This is a genomic window from Ensifer sp. NM-2 (assembly GCF_003024455.1).
In the GTDB taxonomy this organism is placed as follows: domain Bacteria; phylum Pseudomonadota; class Alphaproteobacteria; order Rhizobiales; family Rhizobiaceae; genus Ensifer; species Ensifer canadensis.
In genome coordinates this window covers 142,400-162,394 of sequence record NZ_PVZR01000016.1, presented here as the reverse complement: position 1 = coordinate 162,394, position 19,995 = coordinate 142,400, and the positions used below count along the sequence as shown (strand labels likewise).

12 protein-coding genes are annotated in these 19,995 nt (G+C 62.1%); 1 reads left to right on the top strand and 11 read right to left on the bottom strand.

Annotated elements, in window-relative coordinates; all coding sequences use genetic code 11:
* Window positions 1–3: 3 nt before the first annotated feature.
* From C6558_RS26995 to C6558_RS41485, 6 genes are all read right to left on the bottom strand, one after another.
* A complete protein-coding gene (locus C6558_RS26995; protein ID WP_025428825.1) occupies window positions 4–954 on the bottom strand; it encodes an ABC transporter permease in 951 nt (316 codons plus the stop codon).
* Window positions 955–963: 9 nt separating this feature from the next.
* Entirely contained in the window at window positions 964–1,935 is a 972-nt protein-coding gene (locus C6558_RS26990; RefSeq protein ID WP_025428826.1) for an ABC transporter permease, read from the bottom strand.
* A gap of 59 nt (window positions 1,936–1,994) precedes the next feature.
* Window positions 1,995–3,557 (bottom strand): ABC transporter substrate-binding protein, encoded by a 1,563-nt coding sequence (locus C6558_RS26985; RefSeq protein ID WP_107027970.1) that lies wholly within the window; start codon window positions 3,555–3,557, stop codon window positions 1,995–1,997.
* A 457-nt stretch (window positions 3,558–4,014) separates the two neighbouring features.
* Window positions 4,015–5,319 carry an HlyD family type I secretion periplasmic adaptor subunit gene (locus C6558_RS26980; RefSeq protein WP_038578260.1) on the bottom strand — a complete coding sequence of 435 codons (1,305 nt, stop codon included), beginning with the start codon at window positions 5,317–5,319 and terminating at the stop codon, window positions 4,015–4,017.
* A gap of 2 nt (window positions 5,320–5,321) precedes the next feature.
* Window positions 5,322–7,073, bottom strand: coding sequence for a type I secretion system permease/ATPase (locus tag C6558_RS26975; protein ID WP_057224310.1), 1,752 nt, complete (start codon window positions 7,071–7,073; stop codon window positions 5,322–5,324).
* Between the two features lie 126 nt (window positions 7,074–7,199).
* Window positions 7,200–13,136: an Ig-like domain-containing protein gene (locus tag C6558_RS41485; protein WP_107027969.1), complete on the bottom strand. Its 5,937-nt coding sequence runs from the start codon at window positions 13,134–13,136 to the stop codon at window positions 7,200–7,202.
* A 264-nt stretch (window positions 13,137–13,400) separates the two neighbouring features.
* Between C6558_RS41485 and C6558_RS26965 the strand changes: the two genes are divergently transcribed.
* The gene (locus tag C6558_RS26965; protein ID WP_107027968.1) at window positions 13,401–14,351 is read left to right on the top strand and encodes a LysR substrate-binding domain-containing protein; all 951 of its coding nucleotides are present in this window, start codon (window positions 13,401–13,403) and stop codon (window positions 14,349–14,351) included.
* A 34-nt stretch (window positions 14,352–14,385) separates the two neighbouring features.
* Here the strand turns inward: C6558_RS26965 and C6558_RS26960 are convergent, their stop codons facing one another.
* The 5 genes from C6558_RS26960 to C6558_RS26940 all read right to left on the bottom strand — a co-directional run bounded on the left by C6558_RS26960 (window position 14,386) and on the right by C6558_RS26940 (window position 19,989).
* Window positions 14,386–15,417 carry a histone deacetylase family protein gene (locus tag C6558_RS26960; RefSeq protein ID WP_107027967.1) on the bottom strand — a complete coding sequence of 344 codons (1,032 nt, stop codon included), beginning with the start codon at window positions 15,415–15,417 and terminating at the stop codon, window positions 14,386–14,388.
* Window positions 15,418–15,439: 22 nt separating this feature from the next.
* Window positions 15,440–15,883, bottom strand: coding sequence for a GNAT family N-acetyltransferase (locus tag C6558_RS26955; RefSeq protein WP_082523518.1), 444 nt, complete (start codon window positions 15,881–15,883; stop codon window positions 15,440–15,442).
* Between the two features lie 130 nt (window positions 15,884–16,013).
* Complete coding sequence (locus C6558_RS26950; protein ID WP_025428834.1) at window positions 16,014–16,961, bottom strand: 3-keto-5-aminohexanoate cleavage protein; 948 nt, start codon at window positions 16,959–16,961, stop codon at window positions 16,014–16,016.
* 10 nt (window positions 16,962–16,971) lie between these two features.
* Entirely contained in the window at window positions 16,972–18,339 is a 1,368-nt protein-coding gene (locus C6558_RS26945) for an aspartate aminotransferase family protein (RefSeq protein ID WP_057206390.1), read from the bottom strand.
* A gap of 12 nt (window positions 18,340–18,351) precedes the next feature.
* Window positions 18,352–19,989, bottom strand: a complete 1,638-nt coding sequence (locus C6558_RS26940; protein ID WP_107027981.1) for a N,N-dimethylformamidase beta subunit family domain-containing protein — start codon at window positions 19,987–19,989, stop codon at window positions 18,352–18,354.
* Between the last annotated feature and the right edge of the window lie 6 nt (window positions 19,990–19,995).

Sequence of the window (19,995 nt, the reverse complement as noted above, 5' to 3'; positions counted from 1 at the left end):
CATTCACCTCAGTTTCGGATTGAGTGCGTCGCGCAGCCAGTCACCAAGAAGGTTGACCGAGACGACAAGTAGGCAAAGCTGCAGCACCGGGAAGAGGACGACCCACCAGACACCGGAGAACAGGAACTGGTTGCCAAGTCGGATGAGCGTTCCGAGGCTGGGCTGGCTCGGCGGCATGCCGATGCCGAGGAAAGAGAGCGTCGCTTCCGTGAGGATCGCCATGCCGAAGTTCAGCGTGGCTGCAACCATGATCGGCGTCAGCGTGTTGGGCAGGATATGGTTGAGCATGATCCGCCGCGCCGGCGTCTTCAGGAGGCGGGCTGCCTGGACATATTCCTTTCCGCGCTCGACGATCGTCTGGGCGCGGACGGTTCGGGCATATTGAACCCAGGCGCTGAGCGTGATTGCCAGCACGAGAACAGCTGCCGATCCGACGTCGCGCAGCTCCGGCGGCAGCATCTGGCGGGCAACGGCACTAACGAGAATGGCGATCAGGATCGTCGGGATCGAGAGCAGAACATCGCCGATGCGCATCAGGATGTTGTCGACAACGCCGCCGAAATAGCCGGCGATGAGACCGAGGCTGAGGCCGACCGTCAGCGACAGGATCACCGAGCAGACCCCGATCAGGATCGAAATGCGAGAGCCGTAGAGAATAGCCGAAAGCATGTCGCGGCCCTGGGTGTCCGTGCCGAGAATGAAGGGCCATTGGCCATCAGCCTGCCAGATCGGCGGCAGCTCCGAGTTCCAGAGATCGAGCTGCGCCGGATCGAACGGGTTCTGCGGCGCGATCAACGGCGCGGCAAAAGCCGCGGCGATGAGCACGAGCAGGATCAGCGCGCCGGCGATTGCCGACGGACTGCGGGTGAAGGACCACCAGAGATCGCTCTGACGCCAGCGCGCGAGCCGGCCGATCTTGGCTGTCGAGGTTGTTTCCTGAGCCTGGTCAGTCATGGGGCGGCCTCAGCGTGTGGCATCGCGAAGACGGGGATCGATGACCGCATAGGCGATATCGACAAGCGTGTTCAGCGTGACGAAGATGAAGGAGACGATGCACAGGTAGCCTGCCATCACCGGGATATCGAGGAAGGTCACCGCCTGAATGAACAGCATGCCCATTCCCGGCCACTGGAACACGGTTTCAGTGATCAGCGCGAAGGCGATCAGCGAGCCGACGTTCATCGCCGTCATGGTGACAACAGGCATCAGACAGTTGCGAAGCGCATGGCGGAAATTGATGCGCCACCGCGGCACGCCGCGGGCACGGGCAAACTTCACGAAATCAGAACGCAGCACTTCCATCATCTCGGCGCGCACGAGCCGCATGACGAGCGTGATCTGGTAGAGGGCAAGCGCAAAGGACGGCAGAAGCAGGGACGCACGCCCGGATGCGGTCAAGAGGCCCGTGCTCCACCAGCCGATCTGGACGACGTCGCCGCGGCCGAAGGCCGGCACTACGCCGAGCGAAACGGCAAAGACAAGGATCAGCAGGATGCCAACGACAAAGCTCGGCAGGGAAACGCCGATAATGCTGACGAATTGCAAGCCTTCCGAATACCAGCGGCCTCGATGGATCGCCGTCAGCACGCCGAGCGGAATGCCGACCAGCAGCGACAGGACCGTGGCGACCAGAGCCAGTTCGATGGTCGCCGGGAACCGTTCGGCGATCAGCGTCATCACGTCCTGACCGTTTCGGTAGCTGATGCCGAAATCGCCCTGGGCCGCGTTGACGACGAAGCGCACATACTGGGTCAGGAACGGATCGTTCAGCCCGAGCTTTTCGCGCAGTTCGAGCCGATCGGCCTGCGACATCTGTTCGTTGGCCATCAGTTCGACCGGATCGCCGGCGAAACGAAAGATCATGAAGGCCATCAGCGCGACGGCGAGCATGACCATCACGGCATTAGCCAGCCGCTTGATCAGAAAGACAATCATTGGATTTCCCGCTCAATGAGAAACCCCGACAGAGCAGGCTCTGCCGGGGCAATGTGGACTCAATCGCCGACACGGGTCAGCCAGTGGCGCGGCTTGTTGTCGGCGCGGATGGTGACGTCGGTCACTTCCTTCGACATCGCCCATGCCATCGGCTGCTGATGCAAGGGGATCATGATGACCTGATCCTTGGCAAACTTCAGCGCTTCGGTCTCGATCGCCAATCGCTTGTCGCGATCCATTTCGACGGCGGCCTTCTTCACCATGGCGTCGAGTTCGGGATAGGACCAGCCGCCATAGTTGGCGACGCCGGCAGCACCTTCGCGGGTCGAAAGCACCTGGATCAGGATCGAGTAGGCATCGAGCGTCGGCTCGTTGGCCCAGCCGATCATAAAGGCATCGGACTTGCCGCCGGCGCGCTTCGGCGCCTGCACGGCGCGCGGACCAATGTCGAGCGTCGGCTTGAGCCCGACACGCGACAGCATCGACACGAGCGCACTGCAGACGTCTTCTTCGTTGACGCTTTCGTCGTTCATGCAGACAAGCGTGAACTCGGTGCCGACGGCGCCTGCTTCTTCCAGGAGCTTCTTAGACAGTTCCGGATCATAGGTGGTCGGCACATCCAGTTCGGCGCTGTAGCCCGGGATCTCAGGCGCAACCATGGTACCGGCCACATGCGACTTGCCGCGCATGACGCGCTTGAAGATCAGCTGACGGTCGATCGCATGATCGATCGCCTGGCGGACCTTGATGTCATTGAAGAAGTTTTCGCGGCCGTCGTTGAGCTTGTCCTTGCGGTTGAAGACCAGGTGGATCGTGCGCAGGTCGGAGCGCTCGACGACCTTGATGTTCGGATCGCTCTTCAGCCGGTCGAGATCCTGCACGGGCGCACCGTCGGTCAGGTCGATCTCGCCCGACAGGAGGGCCGCGACGCGAGTAGCAGCCGACGTGATCGGGGTGAATTCGATGCGGTCGAGATTGTGCTTCGGGGTATCCCACCAGCCGTTATTCTTGACGAGCACGGTCTTGCTGTCAGGCACGCGCGACTCAACGATGAACGGCCCGGTGCCGTTGGTGTGATAGGTGGTGTAACCCTCGACCTTGCCGCCGACATCGGTCGGCAATTCGGACTTGTTCTCGATCAGCCAGTCCTTGTCGAACATGAAGATGTTGGTCATGTCGTTCAGGAACAGCGGGCTTGGCGAATTCACCTCGATATCGACCGTGTAGTCGTCCACCTTCGTGGTGGAGACATAGGCCGGAATGTTGCCACGCAGCGGCGACGTCGGGTGGCTGACGCGAGCCATCGAGGCCATTACGTCGTCGGCGTTGAAATCCGCGCCGTTCTGGAACTTCACACCCTTGCGCAGGTGGAAACGCCAAACCTTTTCGGAGACCAACTCCCACTTGGTGGCGAGTGCCGGCTCAACGACGAAATCTGGCGTGTAGCGCGTCAGTCCCTCATAGACGTGATTGAGGAAGGCGAGGTTCGACGTGCTGCCGTAGGAATACGGGTCGAGCGAGAAGATATCCCGCGGGCTGCCCCAGCGCAGCGTTTCGGCCTGTGCCGTCGAGGCGAGAAAGGCGAATGCCAACCCCGCAAGGAGATGCTTTCTCAGTTTCATGTGGTTCCCTCTGTTTTTCCCATTCGTCGCCGTGCCGTGCCGACCCGGTCGGTCCGCGATCCCTCGATTACTGGATGGCTGACAGCGCTAGATTTGAAGTTGTCGGCTCTAATGTCAACTATTTTGTCGACAATTATGTTGGCAAGAATTAGCGATTCCGGTTTTACGGAGAAAAACCGTGCGAATTCAGCGACTTTGAAGCGGCGGCTACTTGCAATCGTGACGTGATAAAGTGGGCAACAGCCCACTTTTCAAGGTGGATTGCTGTTGAGGGAGACACAATGAGCCGGCGGCAGCATGATCTTAGCAGGCCGCATGCAGGCAGAAATCTGCGGGTTCTTGCTGCTTCATTGCGTCCAGAACACCAAAACAGCCCGCCCCGTCGCAGTCGGATGACCGGATGGAACGGACTGCTTTTCGTTAGCAACGGCCGGCGGACCGCGAATCGACGGTTGGCTCAGCTCTCGCGGAAGGCTCGGCTGACCTGATCCATCAGCGGCTTGATGAAATATGAAGCAACGCTTCGTTCCCCGGTGGTAATGAACGTCTCCACCGGCATGCCTGGCATCAGCGAGACATTGCCAAGCCGTTGGATCTCTGCCGGCGTGATCGCGATGCGCGCGACGTAGAAGCTCGCACCCGTCCGCTGGTCGACCGAAACATCGGCGGACACCCGCTCGACGGCCCCGACAATTTCCGGCGTCGTCTTCTGGCTGAAGGCGGAGAAACGCAGGATCGCCTTCTGTCCGGAATAGATCTGGTCGATGTCCTGCGGCGCGACCTTGGCCTCCACGACGAGTTTGTCGATATCCGGCACGATCATCATGATCGGCTCGCCCGGAGCGACCACACCACCGACCGTATGGACGGCGAGCTGGTGCACGATGCCGTTCTGCGGCGCGACGATATCGACCCGCTTCAGCTGGTCTTCGGCCGCCACCTTGCGCTCGACATATTCGCCGATGCGGGCATCCATTTCGCGCAGGTCGGTTCCGACCTCCTCGGCCCATTGCTCGTCGACCTGAATGATCTGCAGCGATGTCTCGGCGATCTTCTCGTGCACGCCGGCGACGCCTGCCAGCAGCCTGCCCATCTCGCCATCGATGTCGGTTGCCTGGCGCTCGAGTGCGCTGAGGCGGCTCTTTTCCATCAGCCCCTTGTCATGCAGGAAGGTGTAGCGGCCAAGCTCCTCCTTGATCAAGATCCGCTCGCGGCTACTGGCGGTGCGCTCGGCATCCATGCCGCGGATCTCGTCGTTCAGCTGCTGCACACGCCGCTCCAGTTGCCGCTTCTTGCTCTCGCGCACATCCCTGCGGCTTTCGTAAAGGCGTTGCTCGGCATGCATCATTGCAGCCACATCAGGATCCTCGGCGCGCGACAGCAATGTCTCCGGGAAAACGACACGTTCCGTACGATCGCGTTCGCTCTCCAACCGCGCCTTGCGGGCGGCGAACTGGTCCAGGCTCTTGAGGATGATCGCCAGATTGGCCTTCGTCATCGTCGCGTCGATGCGCATGACGACATCCCCCGCCTTCACGTGATCGCCGTCGCGCACCATGAGTTCGCTGACGACGCCGCCAACGGGATGCTGCACCTTCTTCAGGCTGCTTTCGACAACCACGGATCCTTGAGCGATCACCGCCCCGACGATTTCCGTACCGATCGCCCAACCGCCGAAGAGCCCGACCAGCGTGGCAAATCCGAGCACACCGACGATCAGGTGGGTGCGGATCGAACGTCTGAGTGTCTGCCAATCATCCATGTTCATGCCTTTGCTGCTTCTGCTGATTGCACCACCTTGAGCGCACCCGGATTGGCGGTTGTCTGCCTTAGAACCTTCGAGAGAACTTCGTCCTTCGGGCCGAAAGCCTGCTGGCGGCCGGCGGCAAGCATCAGCACCTTGTCGACCGCAAGCAGCGCGCTCGGGCGGTGGGCAATGACGATGACGATGCCGCCGCGTTCACGGATCCCGAGGATCGCCGACGTCAGAGCTTCCTCTCCTTCGGAATCGAGGTTTGAATTCGGCTCGTCGAGGATGACGACGAAGGGATCCCGGTAAAGGGCCCTTGCAAGCGCGATCCGTTGCTTCTGACCGGCGGAAAGCGGCCGGCCATTTTCCCCGACTTCGGTGGAATAGCCTTCCGGCAGGCTGACGATCAGATCGTGAACCCTTGCTGCGCGGGCAGCGGCGATGATGTCGTCGGACCCAGCGTCGGGGTCGAAGGAGGCAATGTTCTCGGCGATGGTGCCGTCGAGCAACTCGATCGATTGCGGCATGTAGCCGATATGGCGGGCAAGCGCTGCGGCCGGCCATTGGTCCGGCGTGGCGCCATCGAGCCGGATCGCGCCGCGCGCCGGATGCCAGATGCCGACAAGCAGACGCGCAAGCGAGCTTTTGCCGGAGCCGCTCGCACCGATGATGCCGAGCCCCGTGCCAGCCTCCAGTGTGAAGGTGACATCCCGTAACACGGCCTCTGTCGTTTCAGGCGGAAGAGCGCTGATGCGGTCGACGGAAAGAGCGCGGCTCGGTGCGGGCAGATCCATGCGATCAGGCGCATCGGGCAAAAGCGCCAGCGTCTTTTGCAGGCGTCGGCGGCTTTGGCGGGCACCGATGAAGCCCTTCCAGTTGGCGATCGCCAGATCGACCGGCGCCAGTGCCCGGGCGGACAGGATGGAGCCAGCGATGATAATGCCGGGCGTTGCCTGCTCGTTAATCACGAGCCAGGCGCCGACCGCAAGGATGCCGGACTGCAGCATCATGCGCAGCACCTTGCTCAACACGCCGAATCCCGAGGAAACATCGCTTGCGCGGCGCTGCTCACGCGTAAACGCGCGGTTCTCATCCTGCCAGCGGTGCCTCAGATGCGGGCCCATGCCCATCACCGTGATCACATCGGCATTGCGGCGGCCGCTCTCGGCCATGCGATTGCGCTTGGAAGAATGGCGCGCAGCCTCCTCGACCGGCCGCTGCGAAACGAGTTCCGTCAACAGGGTAATCGCCGCCAGAATGACAGCGCCTGCGAGTGCCGTGACACCCAGCCAGAAATGGAAGGCAAAGCAGATGGCGATATAGAACGGAAGCCAGGGGAGATCGAAGAGCGCGGTCGGCCCGCTGCCCGAGAGAAAGGCCCTGATGGTATCGAGATCGCGCAACGGCTGGGCGTAGCGACCGCTGATCGGCACCTGCAACTGCAGACCGACGATCGCATCGTAGATCCTTGGTGAAAGCGCCTGGTCGAGCCGATCGGCTATGCGCACCAATAATCGGCCACGCAGCGCGTCGAACAGGCCCTGAAACGCGTATAGCACGACAACGATGGCGAGAAGCGCAACAAGCGTCGGCAGGCTTCTGCTCGGAAGCACCCGGTCGTAGACCTCCATCATGAAGAGCGATCCGGTGAGGTAGAGCACGTTGACGACGGCACTCATCAGGCCAATGCCGACGAAGGCACTCGCACAGCCCGCAAACACACCCTTGAACTGGCTGGAATTTCTGTTGGAAGAACTGTCGCGCATGGTCCCTGATCCGTTGAGATCGCGGCGGTAGCAGGCAGGCATCACAAGGAAATGACATGCTTGAAGTGGCCGAAGCCTACGCCGCGCGAAAAAGGGGCGCACCGAATAGTGCGCCCCTCGCTTTGGTTAGGCGAAGCGGAAGTCGTCGATGACGAAGTTTTCCGTTTTCACACCGTTGAAGGTGATGGACGACCCATCGTCGAACGCGATCTGTGCACCGGCGTCACCGTCGGTGAAGGCACCGGAGGACACGAGCGCCTGGTAGTCGGCGAACATGTCCTTCGAAAGCACGACCACGTCGTCGCCCTGTGCACCCGCCTGGAAGTCCAGGACCACGTCGCGACCGTCGCCGGAGGCGAAGACGAAGGTGTCGGCACCCGCACCGCCGGTCAGCACGTCATTGCCCGTGCCGCCATTCAGCGTGTCATTGCCGGTACCACCGTTGAGCTGGTCATTGCCGGCACTGCCGCTCAGCGCGTCATTGCCAGCGCCGCCCATAAGCACGTCGTTGCCAGCACCACCCTCGACCACATCGTTGCCGTCTCCGGCGACAACGCGGTCATTGCCTGCCCCGGCATCGACCATGTCGTTGCCATCGCCCGCCAGCACCGTGTCGTTGCCGTTGCCGGCCTCGATCATGTCCTTGCGGTCAGTGGCAACCAGCGTGTCGTTGCCGTCGGTGCCTTCGACGACGTTGTACTCGGTGTAGCCGTCGATCTTGATCGAGGCGGTGCCGGTCGATTCCCCACCCTGGGCGTCACGCACGGTGTAGGTGACGGTGACCATGGCGTTCTGCTCGTCTTCCAGAGCCATAAAGGCAGAAGACGGATCGGCGACGAGCTTGCCATCGACGATCGAGAAGGCTGTAGCAGCCTGAGCATTCGTCAGTGCCAGACCGGTCACCGCCGTGACCGCAAAACCGACGAGCGTCAGCCGGTCGCCTTCGATATCGGTATCGTTGGCAACGAGGTCGAAGGTGGCGGTCTCGTTCTCGGCAACGCCGCCGGTATCGGCAACAGCCACCGGTGCATCATTGACCGGCTTGATCGTCACACTGACGGTGCTCTCGCTGCTGCCACCCTTGCCGTCGGACACAACGACGATGAAGCTGTCCGATCCGTTGACATTGGCGTTCGGAGCGTAGGTCCAGGCGCCGGTTCTGCTATCGAGTGCGACGCTGCCATTGGCGGGCCCAGCGCCCGTCTTGACGGCATAGCTCAGCGTATCGCCATCGATATCGGTTGCCGTGATCGTGCCGCTGATCGACGTATCCTCGCTCGTCTCAATGGTCAGCGACGATGCAACAGGCGCGTCGTTGACCGGCTTGACGACGAAGGTGGCGCCGGCTTCGCTCGAGCCGCCGCGACCGTCGGAGATCTGATAGTGGAAGGAGGCTTCGCCATTGAAGTTGGCGGCGGGCGTGAAGCGAATGCCACCCTCCTCGACGGTGGCGGTACCACCGACGACCGAAGTGACGCCAGTTACCTTCAACTGATCGAGATCGGCATCGCTGTCGTTGGCGAGCAGGCTCGCAAACGGGATGACGAAGGATGGCGCATCCTCATCGATCGGGGCAAGCGTGTCGGTGGCGGCAACCGGACCACGGTTGACGAGGCTGTTGGCGATCGACGCGCGGTTCATGACCGTGCCATCGGCGAAGGTAACGAGTTCGACACCGCCGCCTGCCAGTTGGCCGTTGAGGGTCAGTTTTTCGCCATTGGCGAATTCGACCTCGACGGCTTCACCGTATTTATGCAGGACGGCTTCGCCGCGGGCGATGTCGTGCAGGACGAGAACGTCGCTATCAGCAGATGCAGCGGCCGTTTCGACGATTTCGTCGGAGCCTTCGCCACGTCCGTAGACGTAAGTATCAGAACCGTCACCGCCGATCAGCACGTCGTTGCCGGCACCACCTTCGATCAGGTCGTCGCCGAGACCGCCGGCAATAATGTCGGCACCCTCGCCGCCCATCAGCACATCGTTGCCCTTGCCGCCGACAAGCCCGTCACGTCCGGCACCACCCATCAGCGTATCGTCGCCGTCGCCGCCATCGACGCGATCGTCGCCGCCGTTGCCGATGAGGGTGTCGTTGCCACCAAGACCGTAAATCGTCTCGCCGGCTTCACCACCGACCAGCATGTCACGGGTATTGGTGCCGTTGATCACCTGGCCCCCTTCGAGGCCCGATTTCAGATCGACAACCGTCAGATCGTCGAAGGACAATCCGGCATTGCCCCAGGAATAGAGGCCGAAGGTACCAGCATCGAGACCACGGTCGCCGACCGGATAGGCAAAGAGTGCCTCGTCATTGAGGAAGGCGGTGATCTTGTCGCCGACGACTTCGACGCGCAGCTTCATCGCCTGGCCCGGCTCATACTTGCCCGGAACCTGGGCAAGAATCTCCTCGACCCCGTTCTTCATGCGCACCAGGTTGAAGATGCTGCCAGCACCATTGCCAGGGCTGCGGTCGAGGATGCCATCGGCATCGAGCTCGAGCTTGTAGTAGTTCTTGTTGTCCTTGTAGCGGAACAGGAAGCCGAGGCCGTCCTTGTCAGGCGTCTGGATCGTCGCCTCGACCGCATAGTCGGTCCAGGCAAGTGCTGCCGGATCCTTGAACAAAGCATAAGTGCCGAGACGAAGGACGTTGACGCCGTCGCCAAGCGGGCTCCAGCCACGCTTCCACAGATCCGCGGCAGTTGCCCCGCTCCAAGTCAGTTCGCGGCTCGCAAGCCCCGTCGTCTGTGCCAGCTTTCCGTCGGCAAGCAGCCATTCGGAGGCCTTTCCATCAGGTCCGATGCCGCCAAGCTCGCCCTCATCGACGATGTTGAAGCGCGACAGGGACTGCGGCGACGAGAAGTCTTCGGCAACAAGGATCTTGGTGCGGTCGACAACGGTGATATCGACACGATCGGTCGAGACCGAACCGTCCACAGCCGTCACCTTGAGCAGCAGTTTGTTGACGCCGGTGTCGAGATTGACGTTGGCGGTCTTGCCATTGGCAATGACGTTGCCGGCGAGGTCCGTCCAGACGTAGTCGAGCAACTGCTTCGGACCGAACGAGCCGGAGGCGTCGAGCTTGACGGAAGCCTTGCCGTCGCCGTCGATGTCGTAGGTCCGCTGGGCGATGCCGGCCTTTGCCGTTGTGTCCGCCTTGGTGACGACGATATCATCGAAGACAGAAGCGCGCTGGCCGCTGGAATAGAGGCCGACGGTACCGCCACTAAGCGGCGCATTGGCGTCCATGACCGGTCCGGCAAAGACATTCTTGTCGCCGAGGAAGATGTTGATGGCGCCGCCGGTGACAGCCACGGTCAACGGGATTTCCATATTGTAGGGCGAACCTTCGTTCACCGATGCCAGGATGGTCTCGACGCCGTTGGCCACCTTGACCAGTTGGCGGCGGTTGGTTTCGCCATCGAGCGTGAAGCGATAGTGGTTGTTGGCGTCCTTGTAGTAGAAGAGGACGCCGATCGCGTCGTTGTCGAGCTGGGTCAACGACGCTTCGAAGACGTAGTCCGTCCAGGTGGACGAGCCTTCGCCGACGAAGACCAGCTTGTTGCGGGCGGCATCGCTTTGGTCGAAGAGCGCGGCCTCAGGTGCGGCAAGGCCAGCTGCTCCGGTCGGACGCGAGAAGACCGTTCCCTTCAACAGGAAGTTTCCGGTATTGCCGTCGGCCGCACCGATATCGGTTGCCCAGCCGTTGGCATTGCCGTCGTTGAAGGTTTCGACCAACAGAGTGCGATCGCCGCGGACAATCACGTCGACGGTGTCGCTGGTCTTGATGCCGTTGAAATCGGTGGTGGTCAGCGTCAGCTTGTGCTTGCCAAGCTCGAGCTCGGCCTTAGCGTCCTTGCCTTCAGCCACCACGTCGCCGTTCTCGTTGGTCCAGACCCAGCTCTTGACGCTTGCCGGCAGCAGCGACTTGGCACCGGAAAGCGCGACATTGGCGGACGAGGCACCCGCAGAAGCGTCAGCGATGATGTCGTCACCGGCTTCAGCCATGGCGCGTGCATTGCCGCCGCTGACGTCAATGTTCTCGAACACTTCCTGGTGGCCACGATAGGGGCCGGTCAGGCCGTCGCGATCGAGTTCCGGCTTGGTGCGGAAGCCGTCTAGGTAGTCGTCAAACCCGGTGAAGTAGGTCTCGGTGGAAATGCGGTTGTTGTCGGGATCGATGGTGATCAGGCGGATGGCGCCGTTGCCACCATTGTTGCCTTTCGCTTCGTTGCCGTTGCCGGTGATCTCGCGCGACACACCATTCTGGTAGTTGACCAGGAACTGGAAGACCGGCTCGCCGTACTGATTGTAGGTGATGTCGGTTTCAGCACCATCGCCGAAGATGTGACCGGAGAAGGTCATGACGATGTTCGGATAGCGGGCGAGCAGTTCGCGCGAAACATATTCGCCGTCGTTGGCGCCGCGCTGGTCGGTGCGCATGCCGTAGTCGTAGCCTGCACCTTCGTCGTAGAGCGGCAGGGCCAGATTGTCCTGGCGGCCGGCATAGCTCGTCAGCGAGTGGGTGGCGAGCATGACGCGATAATCGGGATGGGCCTCGATGACGTCGCCTGCCCAACGGATCACGTCGTCGCGCGGACCGAACTCGAGCGAGATCGACAGCCACTTGGTGCCATCGGGGGCCGTGAACGTGCTGTAGGTGTTGCGGGCGCTCATCAGCTCCTGATCGTAGGCGCCGCCAAAGGTGCCCGGGCTGGTTTCTGCCTGCTTGTCCGGCGAGAAACGCTGGTCGAGATAGATCGACGAGTGGTCGGCAGCACTGCCGCCATTGGCCTGGTCATGGTTGCCCGGAAGCAGGGCGTAGGGGATCTTGCCGTCGAGCTTGCGAAGGGCAGCTTCGGCGATGTCCCACTGGCCGGACAGGTTGTTCTGGGTGATGTCGCCGACATGGGTCATGAAGACGATGTTGTGGCTCTGGCGATTGTCCAGCAGCCACTGCGTCATGTCGCCGAAGAAGTGCTTGATGCCATCGTTGGACGTGTAGTCCTGCGTATCCGGGAAGACGGCGATCGTATAGGCATTCGCACCGGCGACGCGGACGCGGAAATCATCGCTGACCGCATGGCCGGCGGCGTCGGTTGCCGTCACGCGGACGTCGGAGTGACCGAGCGCTGCGAAGTCCAGCACCAGCTTGTTGCCATTGGTGAGGACGGCATTCAGCACCTCGCCCTTGCTGTTCTGGACGGTGAAGGTCAGGTTTTCACCGGAGAAATGCTGCGACAGGTCGATCGTCACATTGGCCGCATCCGGCGTGACCATCATGTCCTTGATGGCGGTGGTCTTGACGACGGAGCCCGGGTTCGGCGTCGTGTCCTGGCCGACGGCCGGAATGCCGGCCGTTGCCGGCGTCGTCGTCGACACGGTGGTGCCCTGGCCGCTCAAGGAACCCTGGCCGAAGGCCGGCGTGGTCGAGCCTTCGCCGAAACGGAACTCGGTGCCGTTGGACGACAGCGCATCAGTCTTCAGCGCATCAGGAACGATGCCCTCCGGCTTGGCATTGCCGAGCGCCGACAGTTCCGTACCCGTGAGCACCTTTTCGATGAAGAGGAAGTTGCTGAGATAGCCGGAAGACGTTTCGCCGTCTTCGTCGGCGAAGATCAGGAAACCCTTGGCCTTGTCGATGGTGAAGCGGGCGGCAAGCGTGCCGGTCATCTTCTGTTCGGCGACGAACTCGCCGTTGATGTATTTCTTCATCGAGACGCCGCCGCTGGCGTCTTTGTCGATCGTCAGGCCAATTCGGTTCCAGGCATCGAGCTTGGCGGTGCCGCGATAGTCGCTGTTGATGCCGAGGCCGAAGCTCTCGCCGCCAACCTTGCCGAAGATATCGCCATCAGACGTGTTGGTGACATCCGTCTGCAGGAACGGGATCCAGCCGCTGGAGCCAGCCGACGGGAAGTAGGCGTCGTAGACCAGGCTGTAGGACGAAACATTGCCCGTGCCGCCGGGCGACACGAGAATGCCCTGTTGGGCCTGCACACGCGGGATGTTCAGGAGCCAATCGGACGAAGATTGGATCGGAGTCGCAAGCGAATTGGGGGAGGAAGTCATGTCGGCTTTCTCTCTAAATGTGAACGGGATCGGCTCTTGGCCGTGCGTCACCGTTAGCCGCCACCCTTACCGCGCAGATGACAGTTGCTTAACAAAACGTAAAACGGCCATAGCGTTTTCCGATGGCTGCCATCGGTTTCACCCCACCTCGGGGGGGGCCGATCGGTGTGGTCACCGCCGGTGTCATGTGCCTGTCAGCTTTTCCGACAATGATGCGCGCGCGGATCCAACAGGCCATGCCCGCGGGCAACAGAACCGGAAGCAATGTCGATCACTCAATTGAAAGCGTTTCACATCGTCGCCCAGTCCGGCGGCTTCTCCCAGGCTGCCCGCGACATGGCGATCAGCCAGTCCACATTGTCCCAGCATGTGCGGGACCTGGAGGCTTTATGCGGGCAGAACCTGCTAGATCGAAAGGCGCGCGGCGTCAGCCTCAGCGCCCATGGCGAGCGCCTGTTCGAAATCACCTCGCGCCTGTTCCAGGCGGAGAAGGAGGCCAACGCCTTCCTGCGCGGCGAGGCCGGCACGACTGGCGGTCATCTGCGTGTTGCCGCCGACGGCCCCATCCTGGCGCTACCGATTCTTTCGCGGTTGAAGATTGATCGGCCAAAACTGACATTCTCCCTTGCCGTCGATAATTCCGCCCGTGTGATCGACCAGATCATCGACTATCGCGCCGATGTCGCGATCACCGCGCAGATCCCCGACGACCCGCGCCTCCATGGCGTCCGCTTTCTGAGCATGCGCCTCGGCCTCTGCGTGCCGGCATCCCATCCGCTGGCATCGCGCGACGGCGTCACCATGAAGGAACTCGAAGGTCTCTCCTTCGTCATGCGCGAGCGCGGCTCGCGCACCCGCGAGATCTTCGAGAAGAATCTCGCCGACCACTCCATCTCGATCCATCAGATCGTCGAGATTTCCTCGCGCGAGGGCGTGCGCGAGGCAATCGCCAATGGCGTCGGCTGTGGCGTCGTTGCCGATCTCGAATTCGGCCATGACATCAGGCTCTCGTTCGTGCCGATCGACGACGCGAGAGAGATCATCGACGAGTACGCGATCTGCCTGGCCGAGCGCCGTCATCTGCCGCTGATCCGCGGCTTCCTCGATGAGGCGAGCCGCCTGTTGCCCGAAGTGGGCGACATGTTCAGAACGCCATTGCCTTTGCAGAAAGCGACAACAAAAACAATAATTTCTGCGTCTTTCCTGACACAATAGATTACAACGTCCGTTCGTTGACGTAACGGCAGCCTCAGAGCTTGGCCGTCGCGCCGAAGCCCGTGAGGAAAGACGTCAGATTGTCGGACAGCGCATCGCAGAGATAGCCGCCCTCCTGAACGATGGCCGTCGGCAAGCCCAAACCGGCGATCGCCGCGCCCATCCTTGCGAAGCCTGATGTCGAGACCGACAGGCCACCGAAGGGATCGCCCTCGAACGCATCGAGCCCGAGTGCCACCACAAGCGCGTCCGGCGCGTAGGCGCGGATCCGGCGGAAGGCGACGTCGAGGGCTGCGAGGAAATCGGCGTCGCCGGACTTGCGCTCGAGCGGCAGATTGAGGTTGTAGCCAAGGCCCGGCCCCTCGCCGCGTTCGTCCGCATGTCCCCAGAAGAAGGGGTAGAAGCGCACAGGATCCGCGTGGATCGAGACCGTCAGCACATCGGAGCGCTGATAGAAGATGCCCTGCGTGCCGTTGCCGTGATGCAGATCGATATCGAGGATCACCACGCGCGACGCGTTCGACAGAAAACGCTGCGCCGCAACGGCTGAGTTGTTGAGGAAGCAGAAGCCGCCAGCAACGTCTGCAAAGGCATGATGACCGGGTGGGCGGCAGAGCGCATAGGCGGCGCGATCCCCAGCCAGCACCGCATCTGCCGCATCGACCGCGCTCCAGGCGCTCCAGCGCACGCTCTCCCAGGTTTCGCCGGAGATCGGGCATGCGGTGTCTGCCATGTGATATCCGGCCTGCCCTACTGCGGAAGCCGGGTATCGGCCATCGCGGGCCAGCGGGTGGATGTTCGGTATCACCTCGTCCGAGGCTTCGGCGATGCGCTGCCAGCGCGCGTAGATATGCTCGAGAAAGTCGAGATATTCGGGCGTGTGCACGGCGGCAATCGGGGCGAGCCCGTGGTCGCGCGGCCGAACGACGGAGCATCCGGCGTCACGGGCGCCGATCAGGAGCCTTTCAACCCGTTCGGGCTGCTCCGGGTTCGGCTGCGGCGCCCCGCTCGAAAGGAAAGCCTTCGGGTCGTGTCGCTTCTGTTCCTGTGCGTAGAAGGCTTTCATGCTCTCTCCCGTTCCTGCATCGTCAAGCTTTCAGTCCCTCGGTGAGAGCCACAAAGGCCTCGCCATAGGCGGCATGAGCGCGGTCTTTCGTCTGCCAGGTAATGCCAAGCCGCTGGTAAAGGCGCTGCGCCGGCTCGTTCTCCACATCGACTTCCAGCCGCAGGTAGTCCCCGCCCCGCGCCCTCGACCACGAGGCCACTTCGCGCAGCAGGCGCTCGCCGATACCGAGGCCGCGGAAGCGATCGCCGACATACAGATCCTGCACGAAGACGCCGGGCCGGCCGCGCCAGGTCGAGAAGATCGGAAAGAACAGGCAAAGGCCGGCAAATTCTCCCTCAACCTCAGCAATCAGACTGCCGAAGCCGGCATCGGGGCCGAAACCGAAACGACGGTAGTCATCGACCGTGCAGGTGACCTTGCCGGCCATATCGAGCCCGCGGCCCATAGCCTGGATCGCGCCGTGCATCGCCTCGGCGTCCTTGATTTCACCGGGGCGAATGCGGATATCTGCGGTCCTCCCGTGCGTCGTCGTCACTTCCGTCCCCTTTTCTGCCGATGAGCCTATGGCATCGATGACGCGCCTGTTACCAGCGGCGTCAGAATGCCACCTGATCTCCGCCTTTGAGGCCAAGAAGATCACGTGCTTCCTTAGGGGTGGCAACCTCCAGCGACAAGGCGTCGAGAACGGCGCGGATGCGCAGAACCTGTTCGGCATTGCTGGTCGCAAGTTGCCCGCGGCCATTGTAAAGGCTGTCCTCCAGCCCCACCCGCACATTGCCGCCCATCGCAGCCGCCATAGTGATCATCGGCATCTGGTGCCGGCCGGCGGCCAGCACCGAGAACGAATAGTCGTCACCGAAAAGCTTGTCGGCGATGCGCTTCATATGCGTCAGGTTCTCCGGATCGGCGCCGATGCCGCCGAGAATGCCAAAGACGAACTGAATGAACAGATGACCGGAGACCAGACCGCGGTCGCGGAAATGCGCCAGCGAATAGAGATGGCCGACATCGTAACATTCGAATTCGAACCGTGTGCCGCATCCCTGACCGAGTCGGGTGAGGATGAACTCCATGTCGGCAAAGGTGTTCTTGAAGATCGAACTGCGCGTCGCCTCCAGCAGCTCCGGCTCCCACTCGTGTTTCCACGCCACTGGCTTGTCGAGCGCCGGAAACAGGGCGAAGTTCATGGACCCCATGTTCAGCGAGCACATTTCCGGCTCGGCCCGCAAGGACGCCGCCAGGCGGTCCTCCAGCGCCATCAGCGACGAGCCGCCGGTCGATATGTTGACGATGGCGTCGGTCGACTGCTTGATCCGCGGCAGGAACTGCATGAACAGCGAGGGGTCGGCGGAAGGCCGGCCGTCTACGGGATTTCGCGCATGCAGGTGCAGGATCGAGGCGCCGGCCTCCGCCGCAGCGATTGCTTCCGAAGCGATCTGGTCCGGCGTGATCGGCAAATGGGGCGACATGGTCGGCGTGTGCACCGAGCCCGTCACCGCACAGGTGATGATGACCTTCCTGCGCGACGTCTTGGTTTTCGTCATGATGTCGATCTCAACGGTTGACGGGAAGAGTGAGCTCAGCGGCAAGCTGCTCGAGGACATCGCCGAGGATGGCGACGATCTCGCCGATCTGCTCTCTGGTGATGATCATCGGCGGGCAGACCAGAAAATGATCGCCTTCGACGCCGCCGCGTGTCCGCCGCGAATAGATGATCAGTCCACGCTCATAGGCGAGATCAACGACCCGCTGATGTGCGTTCAATTCCTTCGGCAAGGGCTTCATCGTCTCAGGATCAGAAACGAACTCGGCGGCAAGCAACAGACCCTTGCCGCGCACATCGCCAATAAACGGGAACCGTTCGGAAAGCGCGACCAGTTCGGCCTTGAGCGCACCACCCATGACAGCTGCATTGTCGATCAGGCCCAGGCGATCGATCTCGTCGAGCACCGCAAGGCCGGCAGCGCAGGCGAGCGGATTGCCGGCATAGGTGAAACCATGCTGGAAACCGCCGGCGTCGAGCACCGGCTGCACCAGCCTCGATGGTGCTGCCATGGCGCCCAGCGGGCAATAGCCTGAGGCAAAGCCTTTCGACAGCGCGATCAGGTCCGGCTTGCAATCCCAATGGTCGCCGCCAAGGAATTTTCCGGTACGACCGGCTCCGCTCATGACCTCGTCATGGATCAAGAGGATACCGTACTTGTCGCAGATTTCGCGGATGCGCTTGTAATAGCTGTCGGGTGCGACCAGGGCGCCAGTCGAGGCGCCGCCGATCGGTTCCATGATGAACGCCAGCACGCTATCAGGGCCTTCGGACTGGATCCTATCCTCCAGCATATCGGCATATTTGATGCCGCGTTGCTCCATCGAGAGATTGTCGCGGTCGAGATAGGCGGTTGGAGCCGGCACTTTCGGCATTTCGCGCATCATCGGCGAGAACGGATCGGAGAGCGCCGCATAGCCGGTGACCGCCAGAGCGCCGAGCGTGCCGCCGTGGTAGGACGGAAACCGCGAAATCACCTTCCAACGGTCCTTCTGGCCGGTCGCAACCGCCCATTGGCGGGCGAGCTTCAGGCAGGATTCGACCGCTTCCGACCCGCCGGAGACGAAGAAGATCTTGTCCATGCCTTCGGGCAGCTTTTCGGCGGCGCGGCGGGCCAATTCTTCCGCCGGTTCGTTTTCGAAGTGGAGACGATAGGCAAAGGTCACGCGATCCATCTGCCGCTTCATCGCCTCGAGCACGTTGCGATTGCCGTGGCCGATATTGACCACCATCGCACCGCTCGAACCGTCGATCACCCGGCGGCCATCCTGATCCCAGAGATAGATGCCCTCGGCCCGGTCGACCAGCGGCCGGCGAAGACGCGACTGGTAGAACAGGTGTGAAGCGGGCCGTTCGTTGGAAGCTGTCGTCTTGAGCATGTCGGGTCTCTGTCAGCGTTTGAGGTAACGGTTAAGAACATTGGCGGTGACGCGTTCGACCATCGCGTCGCCGCGCATCAGGGCGGCAACCCATTCGCAGCTGCCGGCGTGGAACACCTCGCCCTTGCCGCGTGGGAAATTGACGATCATGCCACAGCCGCGCTTGACGCGATCGACTGCCGCCTCTCCGGTATCGCCGATCAGTGTTTCCGCCACGAACTTAGCGTCCGCGTCGGAGAGGAACTGATCGTCGGCGGGTATATCGGCGCTCTCTTCCTTCAGCGATGACATGCCGAGCGCCAGGATTTCCAGACCATCCGGGGCGCCGCTGTCTTGCGTCGGCTCCGGCAGACCGCCGCGGATGATGTAGTCGAGGCCGTCGACCTCATAACCGAAGGCATGACCTTCGGCGCCGAGGATGTCGCCATAGTAGATACCGGTTCCGGCAAATGCCCAATGCTCCGGACGATAGACCGGAAACCCGCGGGCGCCGCGCGGGGCACAACCGCCCCAGCCGACATAGAGCCCGCGCGTGGCATTGAGCCCGAAGGTCGAAGCGCCGGGGCGGCCGATCTCTGCCGCCTCCCAGGAGCCGGACGTGCGCGTCTGATCGGCGGAACGGTAGGCCGGGTCCTCGGCACGCGAGCGATATTTGTAGCATACCTGCCGCTTGCCGCCGTCCTCCAGCCGCGTCTGCCACATGAAATTGCCGGCAAAGCGGGCGGCGTGGCCGCCCCGCTCGACATAGGTGTCGACTGCGTCGCGCATCTCCCAGGTCCAATATTCGTCGTGACCAACGAAGACGACGCAATCGTAGCCGTCGAGAATTTCCGGATTGAAATGCAATTCATGCTGGCTGGCGAGATCGACAGCATAACCTTCGCGCTCGGCCCAGCGGAAGAAATGACTGTCATAGCTTGCCCAGCCGGACGAGGCATATTTCTTGGAATAGCCGTTGGCATAGGCCCATTCCATGTGCGGGTAGCGTGGCGCCACTGCCATCGGAGAATAGATCTCCAGCGGCACCCGCGGCGCATCGATTGGGAGCTGGACGAAGCCGCGGCAGAACGGCCGGTCAATGCTGACGGTCGTTGCATATTGGTCGCGATCGGGGCCGGTGATGCCCTGATAATGGTTCGATCCACCCCAGGTGTTGTAAGACGTCCAGGATCCTGTCGCCGCCACCTGCAGTACGCGGCCCGGCTTGCGGCCGGCCTCGGGGCGCACGATAAACAGATGGTGACAGCGAATGGGCGAACGGTCGCGGCCCTCAGCCGTCAAGGTGACGCGATAGGCACCGGACGACCAGTCCGCGCCCACCTGGAATTCAAGCGTCGTCTCCCAGCCGCAGCCGACCACCGAGCATTGGTCCGGCGTATCCTGCCAGCGGGCGGCAATGCCGCTTCGCTTCATGACCGGTGTTTCGACGGCGCCGTCGCGTACGATCTCCAGTTCGAACAGGGCTGCGGTCGAACTCACCTGAAGCCGGACCGTTGCACCGGGCGGGTAGGCATAGGCGTCGGTGTAGCACCAGATTTCGCCGCGCTCGCCATCCATTCCGGGGTATTCGAAGTAGTGGCCGAGCACCGCTTCGCGGCGCTGCTCAGGTGTCAGGCCGAAATCGGGGAATTGGTTGCTGGTCATCTTCATCGCATC

What these genes read in the sequence shown, in the direction of transcription:
- C6558_RS26955 (WP_082523518.1), bottom strand. Translation starts at nt 15,883, where the DNA reads ATGCACGGCGCGATCCAGGCTATGGGCCGCGGGCTCGATATGGCCGGC.
- C6558_RS26965 (WP_107027968.1), top strand. Translation starts at nt 13,401, where the DNA reads ATGTCGATCACTCAATTGAAAGCGTTTCACATCGTCGCCCAGTCCGGC.
- C6558_RS26985 (WP_107027970.1), bottom strand. Translation starts at nt 3,557, where the DNA reads ATGAAACTGAGAAAGCATCTCCTTGCGGGGTTGGCATTCGCCTTTCTC.
- C6558_RS26940 (WP_107027981.1), bottom strand. Translation starts at nt 19,989, where the DNA reads ATGAAGATGACCAGCAACCAATTCCCCGATTTCGGCCTGACACCTGAG.
- C6558_RS26945 (WP_057206390.1), bottom strand. Translation starts at nt 18,339, where the DNA reads ATGCTCAAGACGACAGCTTCCAACGAACGGCCCGCTTCACACCTGTTC.
- C6558_RS26960 (WP_107027967.1), bottom strand. Translation starts at nt 15,417, where the DNA reads ATGAAAGCCTTCTACGCACAGGAACAGAAGCGACACGACCCGAAGGCT.
- C6558_RS26975 (WP_057224310.1), bottom strand. Translation starts at nt 7,073, where the DNA reads ATGCGCGACAGTTCTTCCAACAGAAATTCCAGCCAGTTCAAGGGTGTG.
- C6558_RS26995 (WP_025428825.1), bottom strand. Translation starts at nt 954, where the DNA reads ATGACTGACCAGGCTCAGGAAACAACCTCGACAGCCAAGATCGGCCGG.
- C6558_RS26990 (WP_025428826.1), bottom strand. Translation starts at nt 1,935, where the DNA reads ATGATTGTCTTTCTGATCAAGCGGCTGGCTAATGCCGTGATGGTCATG.
- C6558_RS26980 (WP_038578260.1), bottom strand. Translation starts at nt 5,319, where the DNA reads ATGGATGATTGGCAGACACTCAGACGTTCGATCCGCACCCACCTGATC.
- C6558_RS26950 (WP_025428834.1), bottom strand. Translation starts at nt 16,961, where the DNA reads ATGACGAAAACCAAGACGTCGCGCAGGAAGGTCATCATCACCTGTGCG.
- C6558_RS41485 (WP_107027969.1), bottom strand. Translation starts at nt 13,136, where the DNA reads ATGACTTCCTCCCCCAATTCGCTTGCGACTCCGATCCAATCTTCGTCC.